This window comes from Nonomuraea sp. NPDC049625, from assembly GCF_040675285.1.
GTDB lineage: Bacteria > Actinomycetota > Actinomycetes > Streptosporangiales > Streptosporangiaceae > Nonomuraea > Nonomuraea angiospora_A.
Genome location: NZ_JBFAOQ010000001.1, coordinates 551735 through 563391, shown reverse-complemented (window position 1 = coordinate 563391; position 11657 = coordinate 551735). Strand labels below are relative to the sequence as shown.

Sequence of the window (11657 nt, the reverse complement as noted above, 5' to 3'; positions counted from 1 at the left end):
CACGAGCAGAGTGCAGGGACCCTGACCGTCACCGCGCCTTCGCGCATGAGCTACTCAAGAAGGCTCACACACGGGCGCGCTGACGGTCAATAGTTTGGACACACAACGAATTAAGGACGGCAGCATGGAGTTTCCCGAATTCCGGGTCGACGGAAAGGTCGCCCTGGTCACAGGGGCGGCCAGGGGCCTCGGGCGGGCCATCTCGCTGGCGCTGGCCAACGCCGGGGCCGACGTCGCCATCGGCCTGCGGGACATCGGCGAGGACGGCGGCCTGGCCGGCGAGATCACCGGGCTGGGGCGCGCCGCGCTCCCCCTCCAGATGGACATGACGGTCCCCGGCCAGATCTCCCGGGCGGTGGAGGAGACGCTCGACCGGTTCGGGCGGATCGACATCCTGGTCAACAACGCCGGCATCGCCCCGGGCAACCCCGCCGAGGACGTCACGGAGGAGGACTTCGACCGGACGCTCGCGGTCAACCTGAAGGGCACCTTCCTGGCCGGCCAGGCCGTGGGCCGGGCCATGATCCGGCAGGGGTACGGCAGGATCGTGAACGTCGGATCCCAGGCCGGCGAGGTCGCCCTGCCCGGCGAGTCCGTCTATTGCATGACGAAGGCGGCCATCGCCCACCTGACCCGTTGCCTGGCGGTCGAGTGGGGCCCGCACGGCATCACCGTCAACAACGTGGCCCCGACCTTCATCCGCACCCCGGGGACCGAGCAGGCCCTGTCCGACCCGGCGTTCGAGGCGGACGTGGTCGAGCGGATCGCGGCGCTGCACCGCATCGGCGAGCCCATGGACGTGGCCGGCGCGGTGCTGTTCCTGGCCTCGCCCGCCGCCTCCCTGGTCACGGGGCACACGCTGGTGGTCGACGGAGGGTGGACCGTCCGATGATCACACGCGGCTGAGTTCGCGGCTGCGCGCGGCGGCCCACAGCGCGATCGCGATGTAGAGGACCTGCTCGGGGATCCGCTCCCAGAGCGGGGTCACGTCCTGGCCGGCGAGGGCGGCGAACACGTTGGCCGGCAGCAGGCCCACGAAGAGCAGCGCCAGGCAGATCCCGGCGGCCCTGCGGGTCCTTTCGAGCACGAGCCCGGCCGCGCCCGCCAGCTCCAGCACGCCCGTCAGATAGACCACGAAGACCGGGAACGGCACGAACGGCGGCACCATGGCCACCATGTCGGCCCGGTTGGGCATGAACGTCACGCCCTCCGGGACGAAATGCGCGCTGGCCGTCATCACCAGCATGACCGCCAGGCCGTGGGCGGCACTGACCCTCCAGGTGGTGAACCTGGCCACACCCAGCGCGCCCAGCAGCCGGAACGCCAGCATGGCGACCAGCAGAACGATCACGATCACCGGAGCCTCCATTGGATAGTCGAGTTATCTAGGCAATAGATAGCACAACTATCCAATCGAGGCAAGGGATGTTCCGTGGCGGCCATGACCATGCTCATGGCCGCCACGAAACGTCATCGGGCGAGCGCGAAGTCCTTGATCCGCACGTCACCCTTGAACACGAGGTACAGGCTCCCGCTGCCCGCCTTGACCGTGGCGGTCGCCGTACCCCACTGATAGACGCCGCCCGTGGCGGGCACCTGGACGGCGCCCAGCAGGGCGCCGGTCGGCGAGCCGGAGCGCAGCTCCAGCGAGCCGCCGCTCACCGAGGACACGCCGGCCGTGAACTTGGAGCCGAAGGAGGCGCCGGTGAAGGAGATCCAGTCCCCCGCCGACCCCTCCACGGCCTCGCCGCCGGCCTTGGTCTCGTCCGCGAACGCCACGCCCGCGTAGTCGTCGAAGTCCATCGCCCGCGTGGTCTTCGTCAGGTCACGCACGGGGACGGTCTCGCCGGAGACCCGCAGCGTGGTGGACTGGCGGATCCGGTCGGACGCCGAGCCGACGAGGACGTCGTGGGTGGCGCTCTCCACGGCCCACTTGCCCCGGGTGTAGTCCCAGACCGCCAGGTCGGACTTCTTCAGGGTGAAGGTCACCGTTCGGGTCTCGCCCGGGTTCAGCGTGACCCGCTGGAAGGCGCGCAGCTGCTTGACCGGCTGCTTGAAGCGGGATTCGCGCTGGTGGGTGTAGAGCTGGACCACCTCGTCGCCCTTGACCTTGCCGGTGTTGGTGACCTTGACGCTCACCTTGTCGCCCTGGACGGTCAGGCCCTGGTAGCCGAACGTGGTGTAGCTCAGACCGTGCCCGAACGCGTAGAGCGGCTTGCCCTTTCCGTACAGGTACGTCATCCCGGTCTTGGCCAGGTCGTAGTTGTAGATGTCCGGCAGGCTGTCGCCGGCGGGCCAGGTCTGGGTGAGCCGGCCGGCCGGGTTGACGGCGCCGAAGAGCACGTCGGCGACGGCGTGGCCGGTCTCCGCGCCCGCGTGGGTGGTCCACAGCAGGTTCGGGGCGTCCACGACGACCGGGTAGCTGGTCTCCAGGACGACGACGGTGCGCGGGTTCGCCTTGCGCACGGCCTCGATCAGCCGCCGCTGCCCGGCGCCGAGCTGCAGGTTGGCGCGGTCGTGGACCTCGCGCCCGGCTACGAACGGGTGGCTGCCCACCACCACGACCGCGACCTCGGCCTTGGCGGCCTGCGCGGCGGCCGCGGCGACGCCGTCCGAGACGACCTCCTTGCCGAACTTGGCGGCCTGCGCCTTGGGCGCCAGGCCGAGCGTGCCGTCGGCGGCGACGGTCACGTACGGGTCGGGCAGGCCGTACCAGCCCTCGGCGGTCTCGTAGCCGGCGTACCTGATCAGGTAGCTGCCGTCCGCCTGCGTTTCGAGGGCGAACTGCTGCTGGACGTACCAGCCGTCGGGGTCGGCGTCGTCGGTGTCGAGCGAGCGCCAGTCGCCGCCGAGCAGCTTGCCGTTGCCGGCGTTGCGCAGCGTGGACACGCCACCGGTCCAGTCGGTCAGGTCCCACTGGGAGGCCGCGGTCGGCGCCGCGTCGATCAGGGCGGCGTTGTCGTCGGCCCCGGTGCCGGTGGCGGTGAGGTACTTGCCGGAGGCCAGGTGCTTGAGCGCGATCCGCTCCAGGCCCGCGCCGGTGCTGACGTCTCCGACGCGCTCCTTGATCCCGTCCACCGGCGTGACCTGGTACGGCGCCTTGCCCCCGTACCAGTCGCGGTAGAGCGTCCCGGCCAGCGGGCCGACCACGGCCGCCGACTTCGGCGCCTTGAACGGCAGGGCGCCGGAGTTCCGCAGCAGCACCGCGGCCCTGCCGGCGGCCTCCCGGTTGAGCTTCTGGTTGGCCGGGCTGTTGATCACGTCCTTGGTGATCTTCTTGTACGGCCCGCCGTCCGGGTCGAAGTGCCCCAGCCGCGTCCGGATGGTCAGCACGTTGCGCACGGCCCGGTCCACGTCGGCCTGGGTGATGAGCCCCTGGTCGAGCGCGGCCGTCAGGTGCTCGGCCAGCGGCCCGGCGTTGCTGTCGTCGATGGTGTAACTGTCGAGCCCCGCCTTGAGCACCGCGGCGAACGCCTCGGGCTTGTTGTCGTAGTACTTCTCCGTCTCCGTGAGCGCGTACGGCCCCCAGGCGTCACTGACGTTGTAGAGCGTCTTGTCCGTCCACGACCTGACCGTGCTGCCGAGGTCGGGATTGACGTGGTTGGGCCGCCCGTTGACCAGGTTGTACGACGCCATGACCCCGGTCGCGGCGTTGGCCGAGATGGCCGCCTTGAACGCCTGCTCGTAGTACTCGTGCTTGAGCTTCGGCGTCAGGTTGGAGGAGCTGGTGCCGCGGTTGGTCTCGTTGTTGTAGGCCAGGAAGTGCTTCAGCACGGGCGCGGTCTTCAGGTAGACGGGGTCGTCACCCTGCAGGCCCTTGCCGTAGGCGGTGGAGATGGCCCCGGTCAGCAGCGGGTCCTCCGAGTAGCCCTCCTCGTTGCGGCCCGCCCGCGGGTCCCGCAGCAGGTCCACGACGGGCGCCCACACCTGCAGGCCCCACAGGACCGGGTCCGCGTCGTTGTAGCCGCGGACCTCGTCGCCGACCGCCGACCCGACCCGCTTGATCAGCTCGGGGTCCCACGTGCTGGCCAGCCCGACGGCCTGCGGGAACACGGTGCCGCTGGCGAACTTCTGGCTCCAGCCGTCGTTGAGGTGGTTGGACCAGCCGACGCCGTGCAGCGCCTCGGTGCCGTTCTTGTGGTACGCGATGCCCAGCCGCGGGATGGCCGCCTGCGACTGGTGCAGCAGGCCCAGCTTCTCCTGGAGCGTGAGCCGGCCGAGCAGGTCGTCGACCCGCTGCTCCACCGGCAGGGCCGGGTTCTGGAACGGGAAGCCGTCGGCCTGCGCGGGAGGTACGGCCAGCAGCGAGGCCGCCAGCGTGAGGGTGGCTAATAGCGGGGTTTTTCGCATCAATGGTTCTCCATCACTTGATGGCGCCGACCGTCACACCTCGGGTCAGCGTGCGCTGGAAGATCAGGAAGAAGGCGACCGCCGGCAGGAGGCCGAGCAGCGCCGAGGCGCTGGACATCGTGGCGTCCATGTACTTCTCGCCCTGCAGCACGGCGAGCGCGACGGGCACCGTCTGGGTGTCGTTCGAGATCAGGAAGATCAGCGGCAGGAAGAACTCGTTCCAGGTCCAGATGAAGAAGAAGATCAGCAGCACGTTGAGGGTGGGTCTGCTGATCGGCACCACGATCCGCCACAGGGACCGCAGCCGCCCCGCGCCGTCGATCGCCGCCGCCTCCAGGATCTCCTTCGGGAACTGGCCCAGGACCGCGCTCAGCAGGTACGTGCCGAACGCCGCCTGGATCACCGTCATGACGATGATCACCGACAGTTGCGTGTCGTACAGCCCGACCGCCTTGGCCAGGTAGTACAGCGGGTAGGCCAGCGCCTCCTGCGGCAGCGTGTTGGCCACCAGGAACAGCACGAGGATCGACAGCCGGCCCTTCACCCTGCCGATGCCCAGCGCGTACGCGTTGAGCACCGACAGCACGACGGCGAGCACGGCCACGGACGCGCTGATCAGGAGGCTGTTCCAGAGTTTCGTGCCGAACTCCACCCGGTTCCAGAAGTCGACGAGCCCCTGAAGGTAGAGCCCGTCGGGCAGGCTCAGCGGCCCGTCGGAGCTGTACTCGGCCGGCGACTTGACCGCGTTGATCGCCACGATCGCGAACGGGAACACCATCACGACCGCCAGCACGACCAGCGCGAACAGCACCGCCCAGCGTCCCGGGCCCCTCATTCCGCACGCTCCTGGACCCGCAGGAACAGGAACGTCACCACGATGATGATCAGGGCCAGCACCGTGGCGATCGCGGAGCCGTACCCGACGTTGCTCTTCTGGAAGAAGTTCAGGTACGAGAAGTACGACGGCACCATCGTCGCGTTGCCGGGCCCTCCGCGGGTCAGCACGAAGATCGGCCCGAACACCTTGAGCGCGGCGATCGTGCACGTCAGCAGCACCACGAAGATCTCCGGCCGGATCTGCGGGAGCGTGATGTGCCAGAACCTGCGCCACCACGAGGCCCCGTCGATCTCGGCCGCCTCGTAGTAGGCCGGGTCCACGCGCTGCAGGCCCGCCATGAAGATCACCACCGGGTAGCCGAGCTGGAACCAGACCATGACCGCCATGACCGTGGCCAGCGCCAGGTCGGGATCTCCGAGCCAGTCGAGGTCGAGGCCGAAGATCTGGTTGATCGCGCCGTACGACGGGTGCAGCATCCAGCCCCACACCACGCCGGCCACGGCCACCGGCAGCACCTGCGGCAGGTAGTACATGGCCCGCAGCGCCGAGGCCGTGCGCGGCCCGAACTTCTTGCCGATGTAGTCGAACAGGGCGGCCGCCAGCACGAGGCCGATCGCGGTCGGCACGATGGCCATGGCCACGATCAGGCCCACGTTGTGCTGGAACGACTGCCAGAACCGCTCGTCCTTCAGCAGCCTGGTGTAGTTGTCGAACCCGATCCACCTGGGCGTGCCGACCCCCGACCAGCGGGTGAAGCTCGCGCCCACGTTCATGAGGAACGGCACGACGATGACGACCAGGAACAGCAGCAGGCTGGGGGCCAGGTAGAGCCAGTACCCCCTCGTGCGCACCCTCATCTAATTACCGATGTCGGCGAGGTTGTCCTCGTACGGCTTGGCGATCTCGTCCAGCACCGCGGCCGGGGCCTTGCTGCCGTTGATGAGGTTCTGGACCCCGGCGACGAGGACGTCGTAGTAGCCGGGCGCGGGCCAATCGGGGTAGAAGGCCAGGCCGTCCTGACTGGTGAGCTTGTTGAACGTCTCGATGAGCTCCTTGCTCTTCGCGTCGGTGATCGCGGCCGGGTCCGCGGCCACGGGGACGCCGCCGGAGTTGCCCAGGAGGTTCTGGATGTCCTTGCTCATCGTGATGTCGATGAAGTCGTAGGCCAGGTCCTTGTTCTCCGACTTCTCGGGCACGACCCAGATGTTGCCGCTGGAGCCCGGGGCCATCGTGGCGCCGGGGAAGAGGAAGTGGCCCCACTCGAACTTCTTGATCTCCGAGGCGAAGCGGCCGTACCACCAGCTACCGCTGATCATCATGGGGAACTTGCCGTTGATGAACGACACGCCCATGTCCTCGGCCTTGATCCCCGACGAGTTCTTGGCGATGTAGCCCTTCTTCACCCAGTCGGCGAACGTGTCGGCGCCGTAGGTGAACTCGGGACCGTGGAAGTCGACCTTGCCCTTGTAGGACTGGAAGGCATCCAGCCACGGCTTCTGCGCCTTGGTCAGCGCGAGCTGGTAGAAGATCTGCTGGGCCGGGTACTCGGCGCCGGCCGTGGCGATGGGGGTCACCCCTGCCTTGACGAACGTGTCCATCGCGGCCGTGAACTGCTCGAACGTCGTCGGCACCTGGACCTTGTGCTTGTCGAACAGGGCCTTGTTGTAATAGACCATCACGAACTCGCCGTAGTTCGGCACGCCGTACCACTTGCCGGAGCCCATGACGCCGCGGTCGTCGTACTTGGCGGTGGTCTGCAGGCCGCCGGGCAGCAGCTTGTCCCAGCCGCGCTTGGCGGCCTCCTCGCTCAGGTCGGTGAGCAGCCCCTGCTTGGACAGCAGACCGGCGGTGGCGTTGCCCTTGTTGTACTCCATGATGTCGGGCGCCTCGTCGGAGTTGAGGACCATGCTCGCCGTCTTCTGGATCTGCTCGAAGCCCTTGGCCTCGAACTTGATCTTCACGTTCGGGTGGGACGCCTCGAACTTCTTGATCGCCTCGGTCCACGCCTTGCCCATGGCGCTGTCGGCCGACTCGTAGTGCCAGAGTTTGAGAGTGCGCGGCTGACTGCTGCTCTGGGCGGACGGGGTCTCCGAGCCGCCCGAGCCGCACGCCGACAGGAGCAGGACCGCGGCGGCGAGCGCCGCCGCGGTTCTTGATTTCACCATGATCCCTCCAGGGGGTGTTACGAGATTTCGGCCCGCGCGGGAGCGCCGGCCACCGGGGCGATCTCGACCCCGGTGACGCGCTTCGGGCCGGTGACGGCGACGCGCAGCACATCGCCGTCCCTGGTGGCGACGGCGACCGTCACGCCGTCCGTGTCGTGGATTTCCGCAGTCCCGTCGCCGCCCCCGAAGGCGACGAGGGTGATCTCGGCCGGCACGTCCACCGTGTCCCCTGGGTCGGCGACCACCGGGATGAGCGCGCCGTGCCGGACGAAGAGGGGGATCTGGTCGAGCGGCTTGCCGACCGTGACATAGCGGGAGCCTTCGAGCACCTCGCCCGTCCAGTAGTCGACCCACGTGCCGCGCGGCAGGTACACCTGGCGGGAGCCCTCGGGCGCGGTCATGGGGGCGACGAGCAGGTCCCGGCCGAGCAGGTACTGCAGGTCGGCCTGCCAGGCCACCGGGTCGTCCGGGTGGTCCACGCACAGGGCCCGCATCATGGGCGCGCCGGTGCGGGCCGCCTCGACGGCCGCCGTGTAGATGTAGGGCATCAGCCGGTAACGCAGCTTCAGCGCGCCGACGGCCTGCTCCTCGACGGCCGGGAACTCCCACGGCTCGCGGGTGGTCGTGCCGTGCAGGCGCAGCAGCGGGGAGAGCGCGCCGAACTGGGTCCAGCGCACGTACAGGTCGTCGGTGGGCCGGCCGGTGAAGCCGCCGGCGTCGTGGCTCCAGAACGGCACGCCGGACAGGCCGTGCGCGAGGCCGCCCCTGATCGTGCTGCCCATGGCGGCGTAGCTGGTGTAGGTGTCGCCGCCCCACTGGGCGCTGTGGCGCTGGCCGCCGAGGTACGAGGAGCGGGCCCAGACCAGGTCGTGGCCGTGCACCTCGCGGGTCACGGCGGCGACGGCGTCGTTGAACAGCAGGGTGTAGACGTTGTGCAGGTCGGTGCCGCTCATGCCGTTGAAGGCCACGGAGTCGGCGGGCACGCCCTCGGCGAAGTCGGTCTTGAACGTGTCCACACCCTGGCGCAGGAGGTCGCGCAGCAGGCCCTGGAACCAGGCGACGGCCTGCGGGTTGGTGAGGTCCACGATCCCGCACGCCGGGAACGACCCGTGCCAGCAGTCGGCGACGTACGTCTCCCCCGCCCGATTCTTCAAGAAATATCCGGCATCAGATGCCTGCGCGAAGGCGGGGCTCAGGTGGGAGATATACGGATTCATCCACAGGCAGACCCGAAACCCCATCCCCTTGAGCTCGGCCAGCATCGCGTCCGGGTCGGGGAAGTTCACGGGGTCCCACTGCAGGTCGGACCAGTGCCCGTCGCTCTGCCAGTAGGTGTCCAGGTGCAGCACGTCGCACGGGATGCCGCGCTCCCTGATCGTCCGCGCCCTGGCCAGTACCCGCTCCTGGCTGTCCACGCAGAACCCCGACGAGATCCACGTCCCGAACGCCCACTTCGGCGGCAGCGACGGGCGGCTGGTCAGCAGGTCGTAACGGTTCAGGACCTCCGGCGGCGTCGGCCCGGCGATCACGTAGTAGTCCATCACGTCGTCCGGCACGAGGATCTGCACGACGCTGTGCGTGGACTGGCACACGTCGAACTCCGTCGGGGCCCCGCTGTCGACGAGGACCCCGTAGCCCTTGCTGGAGACGTACAGGGGGATGTTCTTGTACGCGCGCTGCGACTCGGCGCCGAACGCGTCGAAGTTCCACATGAGCGGGCGCTGGCCGCGCTTGTCCAACCGTGTGAACGACTCCCCGAACCCGCTGAAGGCCTCGTCGGGCGCGGCGGCGAAGCTCTCGTGGTAGGCGACGGGGGCGCCGTTGACGCTGGAGCGGCCGAAGGGCAGCGTACGCAGCCGTCCGCTGATGTCGGTGTGCCCCCGATCCTGCTCGACCAGCGTCTTACCGGTCGCGTCCGTGAATCTGAGGTGCCACGGTGCCAAGCTGATCTCGGCCCGCAGCGAGCCCGCGTCGATCACGATCGGCTCGCCTGGCGCGACCCCGGCACGTGCCCCTGGATACGTACCGGGGGTCACCAGGGAGATGGCCCCTTCCGAGCGCGGCCGGGCGGTCGCGTCCTCCGACAACCGCACCCGGATGACTCCCTCACCGGCTACTCCCACCTGGACGACCAGCGTCTCCTCCGCCGTGGTGACCGCTTTCACCATCACCTCGGCGCCGTCGGCCGCGACCAGCTCCGCGGCGGTCACCGCCGACAGACCACCCTCGCCTCGTCCGCGAACCGGAAGCTCGGGCGGGTCCGCGACGAAGTACTCGTGCGTGACCAATGGGGGGCGATAGGGCATGGAAGCTCCTTACAAACGGCTGCGCCAACTCGTGAATTAGTTTGCTGTCCATACCAACAAACGTCAACGGTATGGCCCTGCCGCATCCGCGAGTCCGGGGGAGACACAGGTCACATCGGATAGGTGTTATGTCTCTGCCGCGCCGCGTGTCTTGGGGGTGGAACAGCAGACAGCGGAAAGAACGGAAAAGACATCATGAGCAAGGTCTGGTTCGTCACCGGTTCGTCGCGGGGCCTCGGCCGCAGCTTCGTCGAGGCCGCCCTCTCGCGCGGCGACAAGGTGGCCGCGACCGCGCGGACCACCGAAAGCCTTGACGAGCTGGTCGCCGCCTACGGCGACGCGGTGCTCCCGCTCGCGATGGACGTGACCGACAAGGCCGCCGTCTTCGAGAGCGTGAAGCGGGCCAGGGAGCACTTCGGCCGTCTGGACGTCATCGTGAACAACGCCGGCTACGCCCAGATCGGCGCGATCGAGGAGCTGACCGAGCAGGAGCTGCGCGACCAGATGGAGACCAACCTGTTCGGCGCGGTGTGGGTGATCCAGGCCGCGCTGCCCTGTCTGCGCGAGCAGGGCACAGGGCACATCATCCAGCTGTCCTCGGCGGCCGGGCTCGTCGCCATGCCGCTCGGCGGCGCGTACCACGCCTCCAAGTGGGCCCTCGAGGGCTTGAACGAAGCCCTCGCCGGCGAGGTCGCCGAATTCGGCGTCAAGGTGACCATCATCGAGCCCGGCGGCTTCGCCACCAGGGACGGCAAGAACCCCGACCCGCTCGCCAACGGCCACATGGCCCAGCCCGACCCGGCCTACGACGGTCTCCGCCGGCGCCTCGGCGCGGTCGCGGGAAAGCAGCCCGCCGGCGACCCGGCCGCCGCCGCCCAGGCACTCCTCAAGCTCGTCGACTCCGAGAACCCGCCCCTGCGGGTGCTCTTCGGGCAGGGCTTCTACCCGATGATCCAGCAGGCCTACGCCGACCGGCTCAAGACCTGGGCCGACTGGCAGGATCTCTCGGCACAGGCGCAGGGCACCCAGCGCCCTGCCACGCAGGAGAAGGACGACAGATGAGCGATCAGACCACCAACCCGGCGACAGAGATCTTCCTCTCCTACCGCAACCTGCTCTTCACCGTCGCCTACGAGATGCTCGGCTCGGCCGCCGACGCCGAAGACGTCCTGCAGGAAACCTGGCTGCGCTGGGTCAAGGCCGACCTCGATCAGGTGCTCGACCGGCGCGCCTACCTGATCCGGATCACCACCCGGCAGGCGCTCAACCGCCTGCGCAGCATGAAGAGCCGCAAGGAGGCGTACGTCGGCCCCTGGCTGCCGGAGCCGCTGCTCACCGCGCCGGACGTGGCCGAGGACGTCGAGCTCGCCGAGAGCGTGTCGATGGCGCTCATGCTCGTCCTGGAGACGCTGTCGCCGACCGAGCGCGCCGTCTTCGTGCTGCGCGAGGCCTTCGCCGTCGGCTACGACGAGATAGCGGCCGCCGTCGGCAAGAGCCCCGCGGCCGTCCGCCAGATCGCCTACCGGGCCCGCCGGCACGTCGAAGCCCGCCGCCCGCGCGAGGCGGTCTCCGCGGACCAGACCCGGGCGGCGCTGGAGTCGTTCCGGCGCGCCCTCGAAGCCGGCGACCTGCAGGGCCTGCTGGACGTGCTCGCCCCCGAGGTCGTCCTGGTGAGCGACGGCGGCGGCGTCAAGCAGGCCGCGCCACGGCCCATCGCCGGCGCCGGCAAGGTGGCCCGCTTCATCGTCGGCGGCCCTGGCAAGGCCGGCGTCGCGCTCACCGGTGAGCCCACCGTGGTCAACGGCAGCCCGGCGCTCATCCTCCGGGTGGACGGCGAGGTCGACGGCGTCGTCGCGATCGGCGTCGGGGACGGCCGCATCACCGGCCTCTACTACGTCCGCAACCCGCACAAGCTGACCCGCATCGCATCCGAGACCCCGCTCACCCTGCAATGACGCCCCTCGGTGTTCAACCTGTTCGCGGAGCTGGCGCCCGCGC

Annotated in this window: 9 protein-coding genes; 3 read left to right on the top strand and 6 right to left on the bottom strand. The window is 69.2% G+C overall.

Annotated features, from left to right (window positions below; all coding sequences use genetic code 11):
- The first annotated feature begins 124 nt into the window (after positions 1-124).
- Complete coding sequence (locus AB0J87_RS02840; protein ID WP_363962353.1) at positions 125-892, top strand: 3-oxoacyl-ACP reductase family protein; 768 nt, start codon at positions 125-127, stop codon at positions 890-892.
- Here the strand turns inward: AB0J87_RS02840 and AB0J87_RS02835 are convergent, their stop codons facing one another.
- From AB0J87_RS02835 to AB0J87_RS02810, 6 genes are all read right to left on the bottom strand, one after another.
- Positions 893-1357 (bottom strand): hypothetical protein, encoded by a 465-nt coding sequence (locus AB0J87_RS02835; protein WP_363962352.1) that lies wholly within the window; start codon positions 1355-1357, stop codon positions 893-895.
- Positions 1358-1470: 113 nt separating this feature from the next.
- Positions 1471-4350 carry a glycoside hydrolase family 3 C-terminal domain-containing protein gene (locus tag AB0J87_RS02830; protein WP_363962351.1) on the bottom strand — a complete coding sequence of 960 codons (2880 nt, stop codon included), beginning with the start codon at positions 4348-4350 and terminating at the stop codon, positions 1471-1473.
- 13 nt (positions 4351-4363) lie between these two features.
- Entirely contained in the window at positions 4364-5185 is an 822-nt protein-coding gene (locus AB0J87_RS02825) for a carbohydrate ABC transporter permease (RefSeq protein ID WP_192790081.1), read from the bottom strand.
- Positions 5182-6045, bottom strand: a complete 864-nt coding sequence (locus AB0J87_RS02820; protein WP_363962350.1) for a sugar ABC transporter permease — start codon at positions 6043-6045, stop codon at positions 5182-5184. Before AB0J87_RS02820 ends, AB0J87_RS02825 begins: the two co-directional genes overlap by 4 nt.
- Complete coding sequence (locus AB0J87_RS02815; protein ID WP_363962349.1) at positions 6046-7353, bottom strand: extracellular solute-binding protein; 1308 nt, start codon at positions 7351-7353, stop codon at positions 6046-6048.
- Positions 7354-7370: 17 nt separating this feature from the next.
- The gene (locus tag AB0J87_RS02810; protein ID WP_363962348.1) at positions 7371-9659 is read right to left on the bottom strand and encodes a TIM-barrel domain-containing protein; all 2289 of its coding nucleotides are present in this window, start codon (positions 9657-9659) and stop codon (positions 7371-7373) included.
- A 195-nt stretch (positions 9660-9854) separates the two neighbouring features.
- Between AB0J87_RS02810 and AB0J87_RS02805 the strand changes: the two genes are divergently transcribed.
- Both AB0J87_RS02805 and AB0J87_RS02800 read left to right on the top strand, forming a co-directional pair.
- Positions 9855-10721 carry an SDR family NAD(P)-dependent oxidoreductase gene (locus tag AB0J87_RS02805; protein ID WP_363962347.1) on the top strand — a complete coding sequence of 289 codons (867 nt, stop codon included), beginning with the start codon at positions 9855-9857 and terminating at the stop codon, positions 10719-10721.
- A complete protein-coding gene (locus AB0J87_RS02800) occupies positions 10718-11614 on the top strand; it encodes an RNA polymerase sigma-70 factor (protein WP_363962346.1) in 897 nt (298 codons plus the stop codon). The genes AB0J87_RS02805 and AB0J87_RS02800 overlap by 4 nt, the downstream gene beginning before the upstream one ends.
- Positions 11615-11657: the final 43 nt, after the last annotated feature.

Bases quoted from the DNA above. Each gene is read 5' to 3' on its own strand.
- AB0J87_RS02840 (WP_363962353.1), top strand. From the start codon at position 125: ATGGAGTTTCCCGAATTCCGGGTCGACGGAAAGGTCGCCCTGGTCACA.
- AB0J87_RS02830 (WP_363962351.1), bottom strand. From the start codon at position 4,350: ATGCGAAAAACCCCGCTATTAGCCACCCTCACGCTGGCGGCCTCGCTG.
- AB0J87_RS02825 (WP_192790081.1), bottom strand. From the start codon at position 5,185: ATGAGGGGCCCGGGACGCTGGGCGGTGCTGTTCGCGCTGGTCGTGCTG.
- AB0J87_RS02820 (WP_363962350.1), bottom strand. From the start codon at position 6,045: ATGAGGGTGCGCACGAGGGGGTACTGGCTCTACCTGGCCCCCAGCCTG.
- AB0J87_RS02815 (WP_363962349.1), bottom strand. From the start codon at position 7,353: ATGGTGAAATCAAGAACCGCGGCGGCGCTCGCCGCCGCGGTCCTGCTC.
- AB0J87_RS02810 (WP_363962348.1), bottom strand. From the start codon at position 9,659: ATGCCCTATCGCCCCCCATTGGTCACGCACGAGTACTTCGTCGCGGAC.
- AB0J87_RS02805 (WP_363962347.1), top strand. From the start codon at position 9,855: ATGAGCAAGGTCTGGTTCGTCACCGGTTCGTCGCGGGGCCTCGGCCGC.
- AB0J87_RS02800 (WP_363962346.1), top strand. From the start codon at position 10,718: ATGAGCGATCAGACCACCAACCCGGCGACAGAGATCTTCCTCTCCTAC.